We start from the raw sequence: 21,380 nt of genomic DNA, 5'->3' as shown, positions 1-21,380 counted from the left end.
GCCGTCCTCACCAGAGGGTTGCCACGGATCCGAATGCCTGCAGGTCTTCATCCGCGGTGACGAGCGTAAGCCCCTCCACCATCGCCTGGGCCGCGAGTATGCGGTCAAAGGGATCCTTGTGGTCCCAGTCCAGTTGTCCCGCAGCCAAAGTGTGTGGCGAGGAAACAGTCAGCTCGGAAGCATACAGGTGGGCCACCTGCCGTCCGAAGCTCGCCACAATTGCCGCGCCGGCCGGCAACTTTCCCTGGCGGTGCTTGTACGACAGTTCGTAGGCAGTCACCGGCGATACGTAGATCTGATTTTCCAGCTTAGTGATGGAACTCCTGGCCTTACTGGAGAGCCGCTTCGGCTCGGCGACGGCCCAGAGGAAGACATGGGTATCCAGCAGGAGCCGCATCACTCGGACGCTCCCATCTCCTCATCACTCCATGGCTCGTAGAACTCATCAGGGATGTGAAGCGGGCCCAGGAAGCCCAGTTCCCGCTTGTGCGGACGCTCAATTTTGACCAGCCTGGCCACCGGCCTGCCGGCCTTGGCGATGACCACGTCTTCGCCGTTTTCCACCTGGTTCAACAGCTCGGACAAACGCGTCTTCGCTTCTTGGACGTTGTACTGGCCCATGTTGACCAAGTCTAGTTGGTCAACCTCCACTGTGTAAGGCTCAGCCCAGTATTCGTTCTCGCCGTAGTAGGTCATGGGCCGACGATATTCCGAGGATGGCAGGCAGCGGCAGCCGTAATCCCGGCTATGTGGAAATCGGCTGGCTCTGACGGCTTCTTCGCGGCCCTACGCCCGCGCAATCACCTCGCCGTTGGGAATCAGGAACCAGCCGTCGTCGGTTGATCCCCAGCGGTGCCATCCGGCGGAGATTCTGGCAAGGTCTGCGGGGTTGGCGAAGCCGTATTCCAGTGCCTGTTCGGCGAATGCTGAGTGCAGCACCCGCTCGCCCCACACGCGGGCCTGCCAGCGGCGCTGCTGCCCGGTGGCGTAAAGCCAGTTGCTGCTGGTGGGCGCGACGTCGGTGAAGCCCGCGGACTGGGCCCAGCTGACAAGCCGCCGCCCGGCGTCGGGCTCTGCTCCGTTGCGCCGCGCGATGCGCTGGTAGAGCTCCATCCATTCATCCAGCTCGGGGATGGCGGGATACCAGCTCATGCCGTGGAAGTCGGCGTCGCGGACTGCCACTATGCCGCCCGGCTTTGCGACGCGGCGCATCTCGCGCAACGCCTCCACCGGATCGGTCAGGTGCTGCAGCACCTGGTGGGCGTGGACGACGTCGAACGTTTCATCCTCGAAGTCAAGGTCGTAGATGTTCCCGGCCACAAACTCCGCGTTCGTTACCTCGCGCTCAACGGCGAGGGCCTTCGCCTGGGCGATGATGTCCGGGGAGCGGTCCAGCCCGGTGACTTTCCCGGGGTTGACCAGAACCGCAAAATCGCAGGTGATGCTGCCGGGCCCGCAGCCGACGTCGAGCACGTCAGCCCCGGAGGTGAGATGCGGCAGGACAAACGCGGCGGAATTCTCGGCGGTCCTGGCGGCGTGGGCGCGGACCACTGACTCGTGGTGGCCGTGGGTATAAACGTCGTCTTCGGGCTGCTGCGCACTCATAACCAAACGCTACCCCCAACCGGGTCCCGCCATGTGTCGTTCCGGCACGGCAAAACTTGGCGTCTCTTAGTTGGCTGCGCTGGACGATTCTTCCCGCGCGGCCACCGTGGCTTCCACCATGGCCGTCATAAAACGGGTGACTGTATCCAGTTCCTCCGGGCTGAAATCCGCCATGGCGCTGCCCATCCGGCTTGAGAGCGGAGCGAAAATGGCGCCGCCGTCCCGGAAAGCCTTGGGTGTCATCCGAAGGTGGACCTGCCGGCGGTCGGCGCTGTCCCGCTCCCGCACTACATGTCCGGAGCTGTCCAGCCTGTCGATCAGGGCTGTGGTGGCGGGGGAGCTGAGGTTCAGTTCCCTGCGGAGGAGCCCCGGCGTGACCGAGCCGCCGAGGGCGGTGTGCCGCATGATGACTGCCAGGGCGTTCAGGTCCGTCCGGTGCATGTCCTTGCGCCCGCCCGCTGCGTCCACGTAGCGGTTGGCCTCGAGCGTGAATTCCTGAAGAAGCCGCACCAGCGGATGTGGCCCCTCGGCCCCTGGAGGGCCGGGCGTGGCCGGGCTTTCCTTGCCTGCCATGTCCACCTCCAGGAGTGTGCTCGGTGCCGGGGGTTCCGCCCCGGCCAATTCCAGCGCGGCTAAACCGTACTGACGGATACTACTTCAGCTGCGCCGGCTCCTTCCTGTTGGCAATCTTCGAAAAAAGCTAGCCCAGCGCTTATCTCTATGGTGGAGATAATCTAATATGGAATCAATCTTACGCCCGTTCTCTGCTCGGAAGGCATCATGAACTCCCATTCCCACGCCAAGGAGCGTGTCCCGTTCTGGCTGCGCTGGCTGCTCCCCGTGATTCTGGTATTGACCTGGCTGGCCCTCGCCGGGGTGGGCGGTCCCACTTTCGGCCGGCTTGAGGAGGTCTCCTCCAACGACCAGGCGTCATTCCTGCCCGCCAGCGCCGAGGCAACTGCCGCGCAGGACTGGCAGGCGAAGTTCCGGGACTCCGATGAGGTTCCCGGCGTCATCGTCCTGGAAAGCGACGAGGCCCTGACTCCCGCGCAACTGGGCGAAGTTGCAAGCCTGCGGACGGAGATTGAAGGCCTGGACCTGGGCAGTGCAGTCATCGGGCCCATCCCTTCCGAGGACGGCAAGGCGGTCCAGTTCATCGCCCCCATTGATTCTTCAGCGGAGATCAAGGAGGCTGTCCAGGAACTGAGGGACGCCGTCGCCGAAGCGGCACCGGAAGGCATGCGCACCTTCGTTACTGGTCCTGCCGGGCTTGCCGCAGATCTCACGGCTGCCTTTGCCGGCATCGACGGCATCCTCTTGCTGGTGGCGCTGGCTGCGGTGTTCGTGATCCTTCTGATCGTCTACCGCTCGCTGCTGCTGCCCATCGTGGTGCTCCTGACCTCTGTCTTCGCCCTGTGTGCGGCCATCCTGCTGGTCTTCGGCATGGCCAAGGCCGGCTGGATCCAGCTCAACGGCCAAAGCCAGGGCATTCTCTCCATCCTGGTGATCGGCGCTGCCACGGACTACGCGCTGCTGTTTGTCGCGAGGTTCCGCGAGGCCCTCACGCATACCATCAACCGCACCTCAGCCGTGCTGACGGCGTGGAAAGCTTCCTTCGAGCCCATTCTTGCTTCCGGCGCCACCGTGATCATCGCACTGCTGTGCCTGCTCTTCTCGGACCTGAACTCCAACAAGGCCCTGGGTCCCGTGGCGGCCGCAGGCATTCTCTGCTCCCTGTTCGCGGCGCTGACCCTGCTGCCCGCGCTGATGGCCCTCCTGGGCCGCGCGGCGTTCTGGCCCTTCCGCCCGAAGCTCGCCCCGGCGGATGAGCGGGAGCCGGAGCTGGTGACAGGGCTGGAAGGCCAGAAGGGGTTGTGGCGTGCCACCGGCTCGCTCGTTTCCCGGCGCCCTCGCATCGTCTGGGTTGCCTCCGTATTGCTTCTGCTGGCGGGTTCGGCCGGTGTCCTGCAGCTCAAGGCCAACGGCGTCCCGCAGACGGACGTCATCCTCAGCGCGTCCAACGCCGTGGACGGACAGGATGCCTTGGCGCGCCATTTCGACGCCGGCAGCGGCAGCCCCGCCGTCGTGGTTGCGGATGGCGGCAAGGCGCAGGAGGTGCTGGACACCGTGAAGGCGGCCGACGGCGTCGGGGAGGCCTACCTGCTGGCGGAAGGTTCGGTGCCCATCACCGGAGCCCCCGGGACTCCCAGCGACCCTGCCGTCCGTGAAGGAAAGGTGCTGATCAACGCCACCTTGAACTCCGCGGCGGATTCCCTCGAGGCCGAGGAGGCCGTGAAGGCCCTCCGGGAAGAGGTCAAGGCAGTTGACTCCGGCGCGCTGGTGGGTGGTGTCACGGCTACGGCCCTGGATACCAACACCACCGCCCAGCGTGACCTGGTGATCATCATTCCGGTGGTCCTGGTGGTTATCCTCTTTATCCTGATGCTGCTGCTCCGCTCCGTGCTCGCGCCGGTCCTGCTGGTGCTCTCCGTGGTCCTCAGCTATGCGGCAGCCATGGGTGTTTCGGCGTTGGTGTTCAACAACATCCTGGGCTTCCCGGGCGCGGACGCCACCGTTCCGCTGTTCGGTTTTGTGTTCCTGGTGGCGCTCGGCGTGGACTACAACATCTTCCTGATGAGCCGGGTCCGCGAGGAATCCCTGAAGCACGGCACCCGGCCCGGCATCCTTCGCGGGCTCAGCGTCACCGGCGGCGTGATCACCTCGGCCGGCGTGGTGCTGGCGGCGACGTTCGCCGCGCTGGGCGTCATTCCCATCATGTTCCTGGTGCAACTGGCATTCATCGTCGCCTTCGGCGTCCTGCTGGACACTGTCCTGGTGCGCTCGCTGCTGGTGCCCGCCCTGGCCTATGACATCGGTCCGCGGATCTGGTGGCCGGGCAAGCTGGGCCGCCCCGAACAGGACCCGGCCGTGCAGCGTGAAGCCGGCGGCGACCTCGAAGCGGACCTGGAAAGGGCCGGCCGCCGGTAGGCCCGCGAGCGTCAGACAGGGCACGCTTTTGGGGCCTGGAACCCTGCCGCGGTCCCGGAAGTACGGGACCGTTCCCGTACTGGCTAACCAAAAGCGTGCGCTGCGTGACGTCCGTTCAGACGTCCTGGCGCTGAGGAGCCCAGGGCCCTGTTGAGGCAAACGCCTGCTGGATAGACTGCAATTGCGCCCGCATGGACGCGGAACTCGAGGGAGAGATGCACCATGACTGAGAACCAGGAATCCTTTGGCGATGAGCCCCGCAAGGGAAGCACCGCCCCCGGACTGGAGGGCGAGGGCGGGCAGTACGTGGACGGCGATTACGGTGATGCCGGAACTGTCGGAGAACCTGCCGGGAACCGTGAAGACGCCGAATACCCGGACGGCGACTATGGGGATGCCGGCACCGCCGGAACGGCGCACGAATCAGACACCCTCCGCGAAGGCCTGACTGACGGGCAGGTCAACACCACGGCCGAGGAGCGGGGCCCCCTTCACGGCGATCGGGACAGTGACAGGTAGCACCAAGAGGCCAGCAGTCCGGCGACGGGGTTCTCCAATAGCGAAACGGAGAACCGCCGTCGTCCGCCTTTAACCCGCCATTCCGCGGAAATACAGTACGTCACCATCTTGCGCGGATCCAAAGTTGAGCGAAGTCCGCTCAACTTGGATTGACATCGCCGACGCCCTGAGTAAAGTTGAGCGCAGAACGCTCAATTGTCTGGGCGCCAGTAAGTTTCCAAGGAAAGAAGGAAGCAACACATGTCACGTGCAGTAGGTATCGACCTCGGAACCACCAACTCCGTCGTCTCCGTTCTCGAAGGTGGCGAGCCCACCGTTATTGCCAACGCCGAGGGTGGCCGCACCACGCCGTCGGTCGTTGCGTTTTCCAAGTCCGGCGAAGTCCTGGTTGGCGAAATCGCCAAGCGCCAGGCCGTCAACAACATTGACCGCACCATCGCTTCCGTCAAGCGCCACATGGGCACCGACTGGAACGTCGCCATTGACGACAAGAAGTACACCCCGCAGGAAATCTCCGCGCGAATCCTCATGAAGCTGAAGAACGACGCCGAGTCCTACCTGGGTGAAAAGGTCACCGACGCCGTGGTCACCGTCCCCGCGTACTTCAACGACGCCGAACGCCAGGCCACCAAGGAAGCCGGAGAAATCGCCGGCCTGAACGTCCTCCGCATCGTCAACGAGCCCACCGCCGCGGCACTGGCCTACGGCCTGGACAAGGGCAAGGAAGACGAACTCATCCTCGTCTTCGACCTCGGCGGCGGCACCTTCGACGTCTCCCTGCTCGAGGTTGGCAAGGACGAAGACAACTTCTCCACCATCCAGGTCCGCGCCACTGCCGGTGACAACCGCCTCGGCGGCGACGACTGGGACCAGCGCGTAGTGGATTACCTGCTGAACCAGCTCAAGGTCAAGGGCATCGACCTGTCCAAGGACAAGATCGCCCTGCAGCGCCTTCGCGAAGCCGCCGAGCAGGCGAAGAAGGAACTGTCCTCTTCCACCAGCACCAACGTCTCCCTGCAGTACCTGTCCGTCACCCCCGACGGCCCGGTGCACCTGGACGAGCAGCTGACCCGCGCCAAGTTCCAGGACCTCACCAAGGACCTGCTGGAGCGCACCAAGAAGCCGTTCCATGATGTGATCAAGGAAGCGGGCATCAAGCTCACGGACATCAACCACATCGTGCTCGTCGGCGGCTCCACCCGTATGCCTGCTGTCTACGACCTGGTCAAGGAACTCGCCGGCGGCAAGGAGCCGAACAAGGGCGTGAACCCGGATGAGGTTGTAGCCGTCGGCGCAGCCCTCCAGGCCGGCGTGCTGAAGGGTGAGCGCAAGGACGTCCTCCTGATCGACGTCACCCCGCTTTCCCTTGGCATCGAGACCAAGGGTGGCGTGATGACGCACCTGATCGAGCGCAACACCGCCATCCCCACCAAGAGGTCCGAGACGTTCACCACCGCTGACGACAACCAGCCGTCCGTGGCCATCCAGGTCTTCCAGGGCGAGCGCGAGTTCACCCGCGACAACAAGCCGCTGGGCACGTTTGAGCTGACCGGCATCGCGCCGGCCCCGCGCGGTGTCCCGCAGGTTGAGGTCACCTTCGACATCGACGCCAACGGCATCGTCCACGTCTCCGCGAAGGACAAGGGCACCGGCAAGGAACAGTCCATGACCATCACGGGCGGATCCAGCCTCTCGAAGGAAGACATCGACCGCATGGTCAAGGATGCCGAGGAGCACGCAGCGGAGGACAAGGCCCGCCGCGAGGCAACCGACACCCGCAACACCGCCGAGCAGCTCGCCTACTCCGTGGACAAGCTCATCGCGGACAACGCCGACAAGCTGCCCGAAGAGGTCAAGACCGAGGTCCAGACCGACGTCGACGACCTCAAGAAGGCGCTCGAAGGCACGGACGATGCAGCGGTGAAGGCTGCCTTCGAGAAGCTGCAGGCTTCCCAGGGCAAGCTGGGCGAAGCCATCTACTCCCAGCCCGGTTCCCCCAACGGCGCAACCGGTGCCGCCGGTGCTGAGGGCGGCGCTCCTGCCGGTGACAAGGCGGCTGACGAGGACATCGTCGACGCCGAAATCATCGACGAAGACGAAGCAAAGAAGTAGCCATGCCGCACCACGGTAACGAGGAAGAGCACATCTCATCCGCGAGCCAGGAGCAGCAGGGCAACGGCCACCAGGAACCGGTCATCCGGGACAACCGCAAGGTTGATCCGGTGACCGGTGCGGCCCGGCACCCCGAGGGCGGTCAGTCCGTTCCCGGCGACGCAGCCCCGGGCGCCGGTTCCGAGGACCCGGACTCCGACGGCGACGCACTGGCCCAGGCCGAGGAGATCCTTAACGGCATCGAGGTGCCGGCTGAGGAATCCGTGGCCCAAGGTGTTTCGGCGGGCGCAACCTCCGCGGAGGCGGCCGAGCTGAAGAACGACCTCCTCCGCCTGCAGGCCGAGTACGTCAACTACCGCAAGCGCGTGGAACGCGACCGTGCCGTGGCAGGGGAGATGGCCGTCATCGGCGTCCTGAACTCCCTGCTCCCGGTCCTGGACGACGTTGACGCCGCCCGGCAGCACGGCGACCTCGCCGATGGCCCCTTCGCCGCGATCGCCGCCAAGCTGGAGAACGCGCTGAAGACCTACGGCCTGGCCCGCATCGATGAGACCGGCGTGGAGTTCGATCCCACGATCCACGAGGCCCTCATCCAGCAACCCGGCGAGGACATCGAAGTTGACACCGTCAGCCAGGTACTTCGCTCCGGCTACAAGTCAGGCGAACGCGTCCTCCGCGCCGCCCAAGTGATTGTGGCCGTACCTGCCTGACGGTCACCACGCCTCCGCGGATGAGGGGGCCCCGCCCCTTCGCGTGGCGGCTTTGGTCCTACGGACCTAGGCCGCCACGCTACGGCAGCGGATCTGGCCTCCCAACACTCGCAAGCTCGTGTTGGGGCCCTCGGCCAGATCCTTACGTGCCACTCCCGGGCCCCCTCATCCGCTCCGGCGTTCTGCGGTCGCGTCACCTAAGGTGAGATGACCACAAAGCTCGGAGCCCATGCGGCGTGTAGAGCTTTAGTAAGTACAAGAAAGGAAACGCCATTGGCTAGCCAGGATTGGGTGGACAAGGACTTTTACGCGATCCTTGGTATCGCCAAGGACGCTTCCGACGCCGATATCAAGAAGGCTTATCGGAAGCTCGCGCGGCAGCACCACCCTGATACGAACTCGGGGGACACTGCGTCCGAGAAGAAGTTCAAGGACATCTCCGAGGCTTACTCTGTACTTTCCGATCCCGAAGAGCGCCAGCAGTATGACGCCATCCGGGCCATGGGGGGCGGGGCCCGCTTCGCTCCCGGCGGCGCCGGTGGCGGCAACGGCGGGTTTGAGGACATGTTCGGCGGCTTGTTCACGGGCAACACCGGGCGCCACTCGGGCGGGTTCAACCCGTCGGCCGGCGGCATACCGCCCGAGTTTGCGGACTTGTTCGGCGGCGGTTTTGGGGGTTCTCCCGGATTCCAGCGCACCCCGCAGAAGGGTGCTGACCGTACTGCCTCCACGAGTATTTCGTTCTCCGGTTCCATCCGCGGCACCACCATTGGCCTTCGGGAACCCAGCGGCGAGGTCATCGATGTCCGCGTGCCACCGGGTATCAAGGACGGCCAGAAGGTCCGCGTGCGCGGCAAGGGCCAGCCAGGCGCGGCCGGGAACGGGGACCTGGTGGTTGCCGTTTCCGTGAAACCGCACGAGTTTTACACGCGCGACGGCGACAACCTCCGCGTGCACGTCCCTGTCACCTTTCCCGAAGCTGCTTTGGGCGCCGACATCGAAGTACCCACGATCGAGGGCGAGAAGGTGCGGGTCCGCGTGCCGGCCGGTACGCCGTCGGGCCGTACACTCCGGGTCAAGGGCAAGGGTGTGAAGACGTCCAAGGGGACCGGCGACCTGCTGGTGACCATCGACGTCGCCGTTCCCAAGAACCTGAACAAGGAAGCCGAAGCCGCGGTCAAGGCGTTTGCCGATGCCACGGCCGGGGCCGACGTGCGAGAGGGCCTGGCCGCCAAGGCCCGGCTTTAGCAGCGGTGTGAGCCGTGGACATCAACTCAGACCAGCCGATCTTTGTGATCTCGGTGGCGGCTGAACTGGCGGACATGCACCCCCAGACCCTCCGGCAGTACGACCGGCTGGGCATCGTTTCGCCCAGCCGCGCCCCCGGAAAGTCCCGGCGCTACTCCCAGCGCGACATCAACATGCTCCGCGAGGTGCAACGGCTGTCCCAGGAGGGCGTCTCACTCGAAGGGATCAAGCGGATCCTGGAGCTCGAGAACCAGGTGGCTGCCCTCCAGCGCCGGGTTTCGGAGCTGGCCGAAGAGCTCAGCCGGCGCCCGCAGCCTTTCGATTCAAGGATCTTTGCGGCCGGCGCAGCGGGAGACGTGGTGAGCCTGGCCCGCGGCCAACGGCCCCGCCCGAGGTCGCAGGCGGTAGTGCTCTGGCGGCCCCGCGCCATCGGGCAATAGCCGCGCCGGTGCTGCGGACCGGGCGTTAGCAGCCCTTCCCGCGCCCCAGGTTCCGCCTACAACCGCAGGTGAAGCCCGTTTTGTCAGGCACACAGCTTGATTGTGTCCGGCTGGCAGGCCAACGTTACGGGGAGGTAAGTTTCCCGCAGGTTAACTTTCGGAGGCCCGCTTTGCTGGGGTTTCTCGTGCCTGTCCGTTGGTAAGCCATACCTCAGCCCAGCCCCCGCAACAGTCCCGAAACTGCGTCGAAACCAACGCCGCAGGCACCGAAACAATTCGCTCCTACATTCATCCCAAGGGGTCACTTCCCAGGACCTCGGAGGCGAGCCGCTGCCAGCGCAGCGGCTGAGTGAGAAGCAGGTACACATGAGGGTTTCGGTTAACAAACGCGCTTTCCTGCCCCTGGCGGCGGCAGCCGTGGCCACAGTCCTGGCAGGCTGCGGCAGCCAGATCGCAGATCCGGCGTCCGGGGGCTCCACTGCCAGCACCGGCACTTCCTGCGTGGACACCACGGGCAGCAGCGTCAAAGTGGGGTTCATCAACTCGCTGTCCGGCACCATGGCCATCAGCGAGAGCACGGTCTTTGACTCCCTGTCCCTGGCCGCCGAGGAAATCAATGCTTCGGGCGGAGTCCTGGGCAAGCAGCTCGAGGTCGTCAGCGAGGACGGCGCCAGCGAACCCACCAAGTTCGCAGAGCGGGCCGGGAAACTGATCCAGCAGGACTGCACCGCGGCGGTGTTCGGAGGCTGGACCTCCTCAAGCCGCAAGGCGATGCTGCCCGTATTTGAGGCCAACGACGCGCTGCTGTTCTACCCGGTGCAGTACGAGGGCCTGGAGTCGTCAAAGAACATCTTCTACACCGGTGCCACCACGAACCAGCAGATCATTCCGGCGCTGGATTACCTCGCCGAGCAGGGAACCAAATCCCTTTTCCTGGTGGGCAGTGACTACGTCTTCCCACGTACAGCCAACAAGATCATCCAGGCGTACGCCGAGGCCAAGGGCATCGAAGTGCTGGGGGAGGAATACGCCCCGCTGGGCTCCACCGAGTTCTCCACCATCGTCAACAAAGTCCGCGACTCCAAGGCGGACGCGGTCTTCAACACGCTCAACGGCGACAGCAACGTGGCCTTTTTCCGGCAGTACAAGAGCGTTGGACTGACAGCGGACACCATGCCCGTGGTCTCCGTGTCCATCGCCGAGGAGGAAGTCCCCGGCGTCGGCTTGGACAACGTTGAAGGGCAGCTGACCGCCTGGGACTACTACCAAACCCTGGACACCCCGGCCAACAAGAAGTTCGTGGCGGCGTTCAAGGCGAAGTTCGGGGCAGAGCGGGTAACGTCCGACCCCATGGAGGCCGCCTACACCTCCCTGTACCTCTGGAAAGCCATGGTGGAGAAGGCAGCCTCATTCGAGGTGGACAAAGTGCAGGCCGCGGCCGGCGGAGTGACCTTCGAGGCACCTGAAGGCCTGGTCACGGTCAACGGGGAGAACAACCACATCACCAAGACTCCCCGGATCGGCAAAATCAACTCGGCGGGCCTCATCGACACGGTCTGGTCATCGCCCGAGGCCGTTGAACCGGATCCGTTCCTTGCCACGTACGACTGGGCCAAGGACCTGGCCAAGTAGCGGCGCGGAAGCATCGAGGAAAGGCCTGCTGGAATGGAACTCCTGATAGGGCAGATGTTCGCCGGACTCAGCCTCGGCTCCGTACTGCTCCTCGCAGCACTGGGACTGTCGTTGACCTTCGGTCAAATGGGGGTCATCAACATGGCCCACGGCGAGTTTATGATGGCCGGGGCCTACACTGCCTTCGTGGTTCAGCAGGCCATCTCCGACGCCGGAGTATCACTGCTGGTCTCCATTCCCGCCGGCTTCCTGGTGGGAGGTGTCCTGGGGCTGGTGCTCGAGGCGGTGCTGTTGCGCCGCATGTACCGCCGGCCCCTGGACACGCTCCTGGTCACTTTCGGGGTGGCATTGATCCTGCAGCAAGCCGCACGCGACATCTTCGGCGCACCCAGCGTTGACGTCCGCGCTCCGGGCTGGCTGCAGGGCAACATCGAGTTGCTGGGCGCCCCCATTCCGTTGACCCGGCTCTTCATCCTGGGGCTGTCGCTGCTGTGCCTGGCCGGCCTGGTCCTTCTCCTCAGGGCCACACCGCTCGGGCGCCGTATCCGGGCTGTTGTGCTGAACCGCGACCTCGCCGAAACCAGTGGTGTCTCGACCCGGCGCAGCGACCAGCTGACGTTCTTCATAGGTTCCGGCCTGGCCGGGGTGGCCGGTGTCGCCGTCACCCTCATTGGCTCCACGAGCCCGTACCTGGGAACCAATTACATCGTGGATGCCTTCCTGGTGGTGGTGGCCGGTGGCATCGGCCAGATCAAAGGGGCCGTCATCGCAGCCTTCGCCCTGGGCGTGCTCCAGTCCGTCTTTGAATACTCGACGACGGCCAGCATCGGCAAGGTCCTGATCCTGATCGTGATCGTGGTGTTCCTCCAGCTTCGGCCGCAGGGCATCTTCAGCCTCAAAACGAGGAGCCTGGCATGAGGAAACTGTTGCGCGGGCGGCCGGGAGCAGCGGCGGGTTTCACGCTTGGCGCCGTCCTGCTCCTCGGCGTCGCACCCGCGGTGCTGCCGGCGTTCAACCTGGGTCTGCTCGGGAAGTTCCTCTGCTTCGCAATTGTGGCCGTGGGCATTGGCCTGGCATGGGGGCGCGGCGGCATGCTCACCCTGGGCCAGGGTGTCTTCTTCGGCCTTGGGGCATACATCATGGCAATGCACATGAAGCTGGCTGACGCGTCGCTCTTCGGCGGCACCGGAGTCCCGGACTTTATGTCCCTCTATGGCAGCGGCGAGGTACCAGGCTGGTGGGAACCCTTCCGGAGCCCCTCGGTGACCATCCTGGCCGTGGTCCTGGTTCCCGGGCTGGTGGCTCTGATCCTGGGGCTGGCGATCTTCAAGCGCCGCGTCAAAGGCGCCTATTTCGCGATCCTCAGCCAGGCCCTGGCCGCCGCCTTCGCCGTGTTCCTGATCGGCCAGCAGGCCACCACCGGAGGCTCCAACGGTCTCAACGGATTCCGTTCCTTCTTCGGCTTCGACCTGCAGGACCCGAACAACAAGCGCATGCTGTACGTGACCGCGGCGGTGATCCTGTTGCTGTCCCTCGCAGCGGTCCGCCAACTGACGCATAGTCGGTTCGGGGAGTTGCTGGTTGCGGTCCGGGACCAGGAGGAGCGCGTCCGTTTCCTCGGTTATGACCCGGCGACCGTCAAAACCGTTACCTACGTGGTGGCCGCGGTCCTGGCAGGCATTGCGGGCGCCCTGTTCGTCCCGCTCGTGGGAATAATTTCCCCAGCGGATGTGGGCGTGATCCCTTCCATCGCGTTCCTCATCGGCGTTGCAATTGGCGGCCGCGCCACGCTTCTGGGGCCGGTCCTGGGCGCCGTGTGCGTCGCCGCCGCACAGTCCAGCCTGTCCTCCACCTTCCCGTCCTTCTGGGTGTACTTCCAGGGCCTGCTGTTTGTCCTGGTCATCGGGTTTATGCCCGGCGGGCTTGCCTCCTTGCCGGGGCTGTTGCGCAGGCACCGCCGGACCCCTGGCGCGGCACCAGCACCTGCCGAACCAGCACCTCCAGCGTCCCTCGCATCGCCGGCAGCTGAAGAGAAAACCACCACGCCTGAGGAGGTCAGCAGATGAGCGCGTCCACCCTGCTCCCGGACGGCGAACCGCAGGCCGGGGGAATGCGCCACGGCCGGCCCAAGTACCTTGAGATCCGAAACCTCTCGGTTTCCTTTGACGGATTCCTCGCCGTGGACAACGTCAACCTTGACGTCGTGCAGGGCGACCTGCGGTTTCTGATCGGACCCAACGGCGCCGGAAAAACCACTGTCATTGATGCCATCACGGGCCTGGTGCCGGCCACGGGGTCGGTGAACCACACCGGCACAGAGGTCCTCGGTCGCAAAGTGCACCGGATTGCCCGGCTGGGGGTCGGGCGTACCTTCCAGACCGCCAGCGTGTTTGAGAACCTTTCCGTCCTCCAGAACCTTGACATTGCCGCCGGCTCCGGCCGGGGCCCCCTGCAGATGCTCCGCCGCCGGAAGTCCGTAGACCCTGCGGTGGAAGAGGCACTGGAAATCATTGGCCTTGAAGACGCCGTGGAAAAGAAGGCAGGCATCCTGGCCCACGGACAGAAGCAGTGGCTGGAGATTGGGATGCTGCTGGTGCAGAACTCGGACGTCCTCCTGCTGGACGAGCCGATTGCGGGGATGAGCCAGGACGAGCGTGCGGAAACCGGTGCACTGCTCCGCCGCATCGCAGCCAACCGCATCACGATGGTTATCGAGCACGATATGGACTTCGTCCGGGAGTTCGCTACCTCGGTGTCTGTCCTTGCTGCCGGCAAGGTGCTCAGCGAGGGAAGCGTAGCGCAGGTGCAGGCAGACAAAAAGGTGCAGGATGTGTACCTCGGGACGTCGGGAACGGAAGGCCACTGATGCTGGAAATCGAGGGTCTACAGACCGGTTACGGCCGAACGCAGGTGATCTCGGGGGTGAGTGTCACTGTCAGGGAAGGTGCCGTTGTCTCTGTCCTGGGGCACAACGGCGCGGGGAAAACCACGCTGCTGCGCGCCGTCGTCGGGCTGCTCAAACCGATGGCCGGACGCATCACCCTGGACGGGGAGAACATCTCGGCGCTTCGCCCGCACCAGCGGGTGGCCCGTGGCATGGCCTATGTGCCGCAGGGGCAGCAGTCCTTCGGTCAGCTGTCGGTCATGGAGAATCTCCAGCTGATCGCGGACGGCCGCAAGAACGGCGCTGAACGCGTGGCGGAAGCCCTGGACATGTTTCCGGCGCTCAAGCCATTATTGGCCCGGCGGGCCGGGCTGCTGTCGGGCGGTCAACGGCAGCAGTTGGCGATCGCCCGGGCGCTCATCACGGATCCGCGCCTGCTGATTCTCGACGAACCCACTGAAGGCATCCAGCCAAACATCGTGGCCGAGATAGAGGCGACCATTATCAAGCTGTCCCAGCGCAACGGAATGAGCATCCTCCTGGTGGAGCAGCACATCGGCTTTGCCCTGCAGGCCGCCGACAGCTATTACGTGCTTTCCGCCGGAAGGGTCTCCTCCTCCGGGCCCGGTGGTTCCGCATCGACGGGCAGCGTCCGGAAGGCAATGCTCATCTGAGACACGGGGACGAAAATCTACTGATCCGGAAATTAGAGTACCCACTACTCGTGACGGTCAAGCCCCCGGAAACTTGAATGGAACCACTGCTGGATCAGCAGCAGTGGTTCCAAGTTCCTGGGGGTTTTGATGTTTGGTACCCAATGGCGGGCGCCCGATCCGCTTCGTTGTGACCCTACGGGCATCCGATGAGCCCGGGGATGGAAGCGGTGGCCGCCTTCAGCGGCTCGATTCCCGGCCAGGTGCTGCTGGCACTCGGACAGACCATAGTGGTGGTGTGCGTCTGCTTCGATATGGTGCGTGCCCTGTCCGTGCCGCGGTCACACCGGCGTTATGTAGCCAGTACCGTCTTCCGGACGTTGGCAATCCCCTCCGTGGTTGCCAACGGGCTGACGGTGCTGGTTGCCCTGGTGCTGGCCTCGTGGATCGACGTGGTGATGGGCATGTTCGTGCTGATGGCCATCATCTTCCGGCTCCACAATGACAAGGACGAGGACAACTGGTGGAAGGGCAAGGGCAGGAAGCTCGCCCGCTGGGCCGGGCGGCAGTTCGGCGGCCGGACCGCCGCTCCTGCGACGGGGTAGCCGCTGCGGGTGGGGGAGGGCTCCGGCTGCCAGGTTGCCGTATCCAGCCACCGGTCCGTCAGGCGTCCTGGTGGCTGCCCGCCCGGACCACGTCGACGCCCAGCCCCTGAATCCGGCCGGCGGCTGCCTCATCCAGGCCTGCATCGCTGATGATGAGGTCAAGCTCCTCCAGAGCGAGTACGCGGTATTTCGCATACCGTCCGAACTTGCTGCTGTCCGCGAGCAGCACCGTGGTCTCGGCGGAAGCCATGGCGGCGCGTTTCGGGTCGATTTTGGCCTCTACCGGCGTTGTTACGCCGTGCTGAAGATCCCAGGAACTGGAGGAAAGGAAGGCCATATCAAGGGACAGTTCAGCCAGGGAGAGCGCGGCGAGCCGGCCGATCATGGATTTGTTGTCCCGGTCCACCCTGCCGCCTACGCAGATCACGTCCACTCCCGGGAAATCCAGGAAGGCCGTAGCAGTGACCAGGTCGTTGGACACGACCGTCAGGTCCGTGCGGTTTTGCAGGTAGGGGCTCATGGCCTGGACGGTGGTGCCGGCGTCAAGATAAACGGTCATGGAGTCGGACACGAGTTCGGCAGCCTGGCGGGCGATCGCCGCCTTGGCCGGCAGGTCGGCTGCTTCCTTCACGGAGCGGTGCGGTTCCTGCAGCAGTTTTGTCACTGCGAGGACGCCACCTTGGGTGACCTGGACCTTTCCTTCGTCGGCAAGGGCTGCGACGTCGCGGCGGGCGGTCATGTGGCTGACGCCGAGCAGTTCTGTAATTTCCCGGTAGCTGAGTACGCCGTGGCTGCGCAGGTGCTGAAGAATTTGCTGCCTGCGCTGCTCCGGAATCAGCGATGTTGTCTTAGCCAATGGTGCCTCCCTGGTCAATCTACCGGAGAATGCGTCCAGGGGCTGTCCCACTTCTCAGCGAGCTCGCGGATCTGCTGTGGGGTGAGTTCGCGGCGGGGAGAGTTCTCGGTCAGGAGGGCGATCCGGCAGGCTTCCTCCAGTTCGGCTGCGCGCTCCACGGCGTCGCCCAAGTCCTTTCCGGACACCACGGACCCGTGGTTGGCGAGCAAGGCGGAACGGAAGGGTCCCGGTGCGGTCCGGATGTCATCCCCGAGCGCGGCGTCACCTGGATGGCGGTATGGCAGCAGCGGAGTCTGGCCAACCCGCATCACAAAGTACGGGGTGAGCGGGGGGACGGCGTTGCGTTCGGACCACGGGCTGAGGCAGGACATGGCGACGGCCTGCGGCGAGTGCAGGTGGACGATGGCCTGGTGCTCCACGCCACGGTTGTAGAGGCCCACGTGCAGCGGGGTTTCCTTCGAGGCGCGTGCGCCGCCGAGGTGTTCGCCCGTAAGCGAGATTTCGGCAATGTCCGCATCCGTCAGCGATCCCAGGGATGCCCCGGTCCCGGTCACGAGGATCGTCTCCCCGTCCCGGATGCTCAGGTTGCCGGTGGCTCCCGGGCTCAGGCCCATGTCGACGAGGCGACGTCCCGCCGCGATGAGTTGTTTCCGTGCGCTCATGCCAAGTGCTCCCAAGCCGAAGTGAAGAGGTCGTTGTCGCCGAAGTTGCCGCTCTTGAGCGCCAGGGCCACCGTGCGTCCCTGCGCTTCTGCGGAGGACCAGCACACTCCCGGAGCCAGTTCCGTGCCGATCTGCAGGAACTGGACGTTCAGGCCTCGTACGACGGCGCCACTCGTCTCGCCGCCCGCGACGATCAGTCCGGAGACTGTTGAGTCCGCCAGGAGCAGGGCCGCGGTCTGCGTCAGCACCCGTTCGACGACGGGTGCAGTCTCGACGTCGCCGACCCTGGGGAGGACATCGCTGCGGTCGCGTGCCGCGCACACCACGGGGGTGGCGTCGGCGGGCTGGGCGAGGACCCAGGCGGCGAGTTCGGCGGCAACCGCACCGGGATCGGCGATGGCCGCGTGGATGTCCACCTTGCTTACCGGCTGGGTGCGGGCCGCGTGCGCGATCTGGGCCAGCGTGGCGCTGGAAACGCTCCCGCACAGGACGGCGCCGCGTCCGCGGGGCGGGGGCGCCCAGGAGGCATCGGTCCGGCCGGGGCCTGGAATGCCAAGGGCCAGCCCGGATCCGCCGGACACCAGCACATCGTCGGCTGTGGCGGCACCGATGATCGCGAGGTCTTCGTCGTCGATGGCATCCACCACAACGTAGCGGGCCTCGGCCGCGTTGATGGCTGAGCGGAGGGCCGCGGGCCCCTGCCGCACCGTTCCGCGCAGCACTTCGCCCACGGGGTGGGAAGTTTGAGGGCGCAGCAGGTCGGCAACCCGGGAGCGGGTCATGGGGGTGAGGGGATGGTGGCGCATGGACGAGTTCTCGAGGAGCTCGGCGCCCACAAAGAGGTGGCCGTTGTAGACGGTGCGGTGGTTGGCCGGCAGCGAAGGCACCACTACGCAGCTTTGCGCACCGAGTTCTTCCGTGATGGCGTCGAGCACCGGCCCAATGTTTCCCTCGTCCGTGGAATCAAAGGTGGAACAGTATTTCACGTAGAAGCGGGCCGCGCCCCAGGCCTGAAGGCGGCCCAACGCGTCCAGGGAAGCGGCGACGGCGTCAGCTTGTGAACCGGACCGGCTCTTGAGTGCGACGACAACAGCGTCGAGTGCGGCCAGCTGTTCGGAGGAGAGTGTGCCGTCCTCATTGACGACAGCCACTCGATGACCAGAGCGCCGGAGCATAGTGGCTATGTCCGTGGCGCCAGTGAAGTCATCAGCGATGATTCCGAGCACGTTCGATCCTTTCTAAACCACCCGCCTCCAAGCGGCGGTGGCCGGAAATGACTGTAACACCCAGCGGGGAAGGAATGTTAAATTTTGGTAAGTTGTTGTACGAAATTAGAATGTGTGTCACAGTGATTCCCGGCACGTTCGAAGGTCGGGCGTCGCTCACGAAGATTTGGACCAACCGTGATCCTCCCTCACCGCGCTCGACGACGAGATCCCATCCGCGTAGCCCTCACCGGGGCCAACGGCGGTTACGGACGCACGTTCCTCGCCCAGCTGTCCCTCACTCCCGAAATCCTCCCTGCCGTACTGATAGATCCCGATATCGACGGTGTGCTGGGCATGCTTGCCGAACTGGGCATCCCTGAGCACCTCGTGGCCGGGTCCATCGACCCTGCACACACCGCGGAAATCGTCGCGGATGGCCGGACCGCCCTGATCGCGTCAGCCGACGCCCTGGACTGGACCGGCATCGACGTTCTGGTCGAGGCCTGCGGCCGGGTGGGCGTTGGCTCGGCCTACGCAGCGGCAGCACTAAACAACAACACCCACGTGGTCATGGTGAGCAAAGAGGTCGATACCGTGGTGGGAGTGGAACTCGGCGCCCAGGCGGCTGCCAAGGGGCTCAGCTACCTCCCGGGCGATGGTGACCAGCCGGCAAACCTGCTGCGCCTCGTCGACTGGGTCAGCGCCGTCGGACTCGACATCATTGCCATCGGCAAAGCCGGCGAGTACGACCTCCAGTACAACCCGGAAACCGGCCGCGTCACGCAGGCCGGCGAGACCATCGACGCACCCCAGTTGACCAGGCTGCTGGGCCTCGGCGACGACATCGCCGCCACGCTGCAGAAGCGGGCCGAAGCCGTCAGCACCCTGAAGCGGGCAGCCGCAGCCGATTCGTGCGAAATGACCGTGGTGGCCATGCGCACCGGCATGATGGCCGACGTTGAGGCGATGCACTACCCGGTGGCCCGGATCGACGAGCTTGCCGACATCTACGCCGCACGCGCCGACGGCGGCATCATCACCAACGACGGCGTGGTGGACGTCTTCTCGGCCCTGCGGCTGCCCGGCGAGGCCAGCTTCGCAGGCGGCGTCTTCGCCGTGGTCCGCACCGGCGACCCGGTGACCTGGGAGATCCTTCGCGGCAAGGGCCACGTGGTCAGCCGTGACGGAAAGTACGCATGCATCTACTGGCCGTACCACTACATGGGTGTGGAGACGCCGCTGACGGTGCACGCCGCCGTCGACCGCGCCGCCGCTCCTGCCGCTTTGCCGGGCATGGTCCTTGCCGGCCGCGCCACCCGCGAACTGCCCGCCGGCACCGGACTGGCCGTGGCGGGACACCACCACGAGATTGCCGGGGTGGCGCCGGTGATGATCGCCTCGCAGCGCGAAGCCTTCCCGTTCTACCTGCTCGACGGCGCCAGGCTAACCCGCCCCGTGGCCCAGGGCGACCTCATCGGACTCGAGGACGTTGACGGCGTTGACGCCGGCGCCCTTGCCCTCTACCTCGCGGGAGCCTCCCGCGATACGAACCTGATCGGAGTAAATCAATGACGTACTTTGCTTCCCCCGCCCCGCACCCGGTGCCCGCATCCGCTGTGTGCGCGGCATGACCCCCGAAATCATCGCCCTGATCGGGCTGGCGCTGGTCTTCACCATCTCCTCGGTGCGCAACGTCCATATGGGCGCCCTGGCCCTGGTGTCCGCGTTCATCATCGGCATCGGCGTGGTGGGTGAAAGCCTGAAGGAAGTCGTCGGCGGCTTCCCGGTGGACGCCCTGATCATCCTCGTGGGCATCACCTACCTCTTCGCATCGCGCACGAAACCGGCACCATCAAGTGGCTGGTGGACCGCTCGCTCGACCTCATCGGCGACCGCGTCGCCCTGCTGCCCTGGGGCCTCTGGGCCATTGCCTCGGCGGTTGCCTGCATGGGCACCTCGCACGCCGCGTTTGCCGTCGTCCCCATCGCCATGACGCTCGCGCACAGCCACAAAATCAACTCCACCATGATGGGCATCGCCATGAGCTCGGCGATTGTGGGCGGCGCGCTTGCCCCCACCAGCATCGTGGGCATCACCGTGCAAACTGTCGCCTCCGAGGCCAACGTCCCGTACAACGCCGCGCTGATGTTCGCACTCTCCATCGGTGTGAACGCGCTTGTGGTCCTGGTGGCCTTCTTTATGTTCGGCGGACGCGAACTCATTGCCCGCACCCGGGCAGGTGCCGCCGGCCGGTCCTCCGGCGGCACCTCGCCGACGGGCGGCGGCTCAGGTACCCGCACCGGAGCCGCGGGAACGCTGACGCTTGACCGCACCGAGGCCCGCGTGGATGCCTCACCGCGTCCCAAGCTGCTGCCCCTCCAGCTGCTCGTCATCGTCTCGATCTTTGTGCTCGTGATCGGGTTCTTCACGCTCAACCAGCTCGACGTCGACGTGAACCTCGGTGTCGTGGCGCTCACCATCGCCGTGATCATCGCCCTGGTCGATCCGGGCGTGGGCCGCAAGGCAATCGCCCGCATCGACTGGAGCACCACACTGCTCCTGGGCGGCATCATCACCTATGTGGCCGTCCTGACCCGCCTTGGCGCCATCGACCAGCTCGGCGAGGCCGCCCGTTCCGTGAGCCAGCCGCTGCTCGCGGCGTTCGTCATCTGCGTCATCGCCGCCCTGGTCTCGGCATTCGCCTCCACCATTGGCATCATCGGCGCCCTGATCCCGCTCGCGGTTCCGCTGCTCATTCCCGGCGGCGGCCTTGAGATGACCGGCTTCATCTACGCGCTGGCCATCTCGGCCTCCCTGGTGGACTGTGCACCCTTCGGAACAACCGGTGCCACAATCGTGGCCTCGACCGTGGAGGAACACCGCTCCACGGTCAACCGGCACCTGACCATTTGGGGCCTTTCGATGGTGATCATCGGACCGGTCATCACGCTCGCGGTCCTTGTGGTTCCATTCCTCTGGGCATAGCCCCACAAGTCCGGTGAGGGCGGGTACTGCTGAAAAGCAGTGCCCGCCCTTTCCTGTGAGGGTTCAAGCAACCCGGACGATGTCGTCCTGAACGAGTTCGCCGTTGTGCCAGGTGCGGATGCGCAGCTTGGCGGGGTCGACGGCGTCTGCCGGGATCAGTGCCGGGCTTTGCCGATGACCAGCGCGATCTCGCCCTCGTAGCCGAGCAGTTCGCGGCCCGCGGTGGGCGTCAAGCCCTTTCTTCAGTCGTTCCGGCGGCTCTTGTTGTGGGCA

At 65.3% G+C, this 21,380-nt stretch carries 20 protein-coding genes and 1 pseudogene; 14 read left to right on the top strand and 7 right to left on the bottom strand.

Going from position 1 to position 21,380, the window contains the following annotated elements:
* Positions 1-7 precede the first annotated feature (7 nt).
* The 4 genes from ACFVYC_RS05690 to ACFVYC_RS05675 form a co-directional block, all read right to left on the bottom strand.
* Positions 8-397 carry a type II toxin-antitoxin system VapC family toxin gene (locus ACFVYC_RS05690; RefSeq protein WP_387547924.1) on the bottom strand — a complete coding sequence of 130 codons (390 nt, stop codon included), beginning with the start codon at positions 395-397 and terminating at the stop codon, positions 8-10.
* Entirely contained in the window at positions 397-696 is a 300-nt protein-coding gene (locus ACFVYC_RS05685) for a type II toxin-antitoxin system Phd/YefM family antitoxin (protein ID WP_387547738.1), read from the bottom strand. The genes ACFVYC_RS05690 and ACFVYC_RS05685 overlap by 1 nt, the downstream gene beginning before the upstream one ends.
* Positions 697-786: 90 nt before the next feature.
* A complete protein-coding gene (locus ACFVYC_RS05680) occupies positions 787-1,605 on the bottom strand; it encodes a methyltransferase domain-containing protein (protein WP_387547735.1) in 819 nt (272 codons plus the stop codon).
* Between the two features lie 66 nt (positions 1,606-1,671).
* Positions 1,672-2,178, bottom strand: coding sequence for a MarR family winged helix-turn-helix transcriptional regulator (locus ACFVYC_RS05675; protein WP_387547732.1), 507 nt, complete (start codon positions 2,176-2,178; stop codon positions 1,672-1,674).
* A gap of 207 nt (positions 2,179-2,385) precedes the next feature.
* Here ACFVYC_RS05675 and ACFVYC_RS05670 point away from each other — a divergent pair, with 207 nt between their 5' ends.
* From ACFVYC_RS05670 to ACFVYC_RS05615, 12 genes are all read left to right on the top strand, one after another.
* Entirely contained in the window at positions 2,386-4,593 is a 2,208-nt protein-coding gene (locus ACFVYC_RS05670; RefSeq protein WP_387547729.1) for an MMPL family transporter, read from the top strand.
* Between the two features lie 222 nt (positions 4,594-4,815).
* Entirely contained in the window at positions 4,816-5,112 is a 297-nt protein-coding gene (locus tag ACFVYC_RS05665; protein WP_387547726.1) for a hypothetical protein, read from the top strand.
* A 240-nt stretch (positions 5,113-5,352) separates the two neighbouring features.
* On the top strand, positions 5,353-7,224 hold the full coding sequence (gene dnaK / locus ACFVYC_RS05660; protein ID WP_387547723.1) for a molecular chaperone DnaK: 1,872 nt from the start codon (positions 5,353-5,355) through the stop codon (positions 7,222-7,224).
* Positions 7,225-7,226: 2 nt separating this feature from the next.
* Positions 7,227-7,934: a nucleotide exchange factor GrpE gene (locus ACFVYC_RS05655; RefSeq protein ID WP_387547720.1), complete on the top strand. Its 708-nt coding sequence runs from the start codon at positions 7,227-7,229 to the stop codon at positions 7,932-7,934.
* A gap of 273 nt (positions 7,935-8,207) precedes the next feature.
* Positions 8,208-9,182 carry a DnaJ C-terminal domain-containing protein gene (locus ACFVYC_RS05650; RefSeq protein ID WP_387547717.1) on the top strand — a complete coding sequence of 325 codons (975 nt, stop codon included), beginning with the start codon at positions 8,208-8,210 and terminating at the stop codon, positions 9,180-9,182.
* A gap of 14 nt (positions 9,183-9,196) precedes the next feature.
* Positions 9,197-9,622 (top strand): heat shock protein transcriptional repressor HspR, encoded by a 426-nt coding sequence (locus tag ACFVYC_RS05645; RefSeq protein WP_387547714.1) that lies wholly within the window; start codon positions 9,197-9,199, stop codon positions 9,620-9,622.
* A 366-nt stretch (positions 9,623-9,988) separates the two neighbouring features.
* Positions 9,989-11,254, top strand: coding sequence for an urea ABC transporter substrate-binding protein (gene urtA, locus ACFVYC_RS05640; protein WP_387547712.1), 1,266 nt, complete (start codon positions 9,989-9,991; stop codon positions 11,252-11,254).
* A 33-nt stretch (positions 11,255-11,287) separates the two neighbouring features.
* Positions 11,288-12,172 (top strand): urea ABC transporter permease subunit UrtB, encoded by an 885-nt coding sequence (urtB, locus tag ACFVYC_RS05635; protein WP_387547709.1) that lies wholly within the window; start codon positions 11,288-11,290, stop codon positions 12,170-12,172.
* On the top strand, positions 12,169-13,320 hold the full coding sequence (gene urtC, locus ACFVYC_RS05630; protein ID WP_387547706.1) for an urea ABC transporter permease subunit UrtC: 1,152 nt from the start codon (positions 12,169-12,171) through the stop codon (positions 13,318-13,320). The genes urtB and urtC overlap by 4 nt, the downstream gene beginning before the upstream one ends.
* Positions 13,317-14,120, top strand: coding sequence for an urea ABC transporter ATP-binding protein UrtD (urtD, locus tag ACFVYC_RS05625; protein WP_387547703.1), 804 nt, complete (start codon positions 13,317-13,319; stop codon positions 14,118-14,120). The genes urtC and urtD overlap by 4 nt, the downstream gene beginning before the upstream one ends.
* Positions 14,120-14,812, top strand: a complete 693-nt coding sequence (urtE, locus tag ACFVYC_RS05620) for an urea ABC transporter ATP-binding subunit UrtE (protein WP_387547700.1) — start codon at positions 14,120-14,122, stop codon at positions 14,810-14,812. The genes urtD and urtE overlap by 1 nt, the downstream gene beginning before the upstream one ends.
* Positions 14,813-15,012: 200 nt before the next feature.
* Positions 15,013-15,396 carry a hypothetical protein gene (locus tag ACFVYC_RS05615; protein ID WP_387547921.1) on the top strand — a complete coding sequence of 128 codons (384 nt, stop codon included), beginning with the start codon at positions 15,013-15,015 and terminating at the stop codon, positions 15,394-15,396.
* Positions 15,397-15,454: 58 nt separating this feature from the next.
* Here the strand turns inward: ACFVYC_RS05615 and ACFVYC_RS05610 are convergent, their stop codons facing one another.
* Genes ACFVYC_RS05610 through otnK form a run of 3 tightly spaced genes read right to left on the bottom strand, consistent with a single transcriptional unit; the run spans position 15,455 to position 18,140 of the window.
* On the bottom strand, positions 15,455-16,252 hold the full coding sequence (locus ACFVYC_RS05610; protein ID WP_387547697.1) for a DeoR/GlpR family DNA-binding transcription regulator: 798 nt from the start codon (positions 16,250-16,252) through the stop codon (positions 15,455-15,457).
* 14 nt (positions 16,253-16,266) lie between these two features.
* Positions 16,267-16,914, bottom strand: coding sequence for a class II aldolase/adducin family protein (locus ACFVYC_RS05605; protein WP_387547694.1), 648 nt, complete (start codon positions 16,912-16,914; stop codon positions 16,267-16,269).
* Positions 16,911-18,140 carry a 3-oxo-tetronate kinase gene (gene otnK, locus ACFVYC_RS05600; protein ID WP_387547692.1) on the bottom strand — a complete coding sequence of 410 codons (1,230 nt, stop codon included), beginning with the start codon at positions 18,138-18,140 and terminating at the stop codon, positions 16,911-16,913. Before otnK ends, ACFVYC_RS05605 begins: the two co-directional genes overlap by 4 nt.
* 177 nt (positions 18,141-18,317) lie before the next feature.
* Here otnK and ACFVYC_RS05595 point away from each other — a divergent pair, with 177 nt between their 5' ends.
* Together ACFVYC_RS05595 and ACFVYC_RS05590 are read left to right on the top strand one after the other, a co-directional pair.
* Positions 18,318-19,694, top strand: a complete 1,377-nt coding sequence (locus ACFVYC_RS05595; protein ID WP_387547689.1) for a homoserine dehydrogenase — start codon at positions 18,318-18,320, stop codon at positions 19,692-19,694.
* A 55-nt stretch (positions 19,695-19,749) separates the two neighbouring features.
* Positions 19,750-21,107: pseudogene (locus ACFVYC_RS05590) on the top strand (SLC13 family permease).
* Positions 21,108-21,380 lie beyond the last annotated feature (273 nt).

The sequence above is a fragment of the Pseudarthrobacter sp. NPDC058329 genome (assembly GCF_042879835.1).
GTDB lineage: Bacteria > Actinomycetota > Actinomycetes > Actinomycetales > Micrococcaceae > Arthrobacter.
This window is presented reverse-complemented; position numbering and strand designations above follow the sequence as displayed.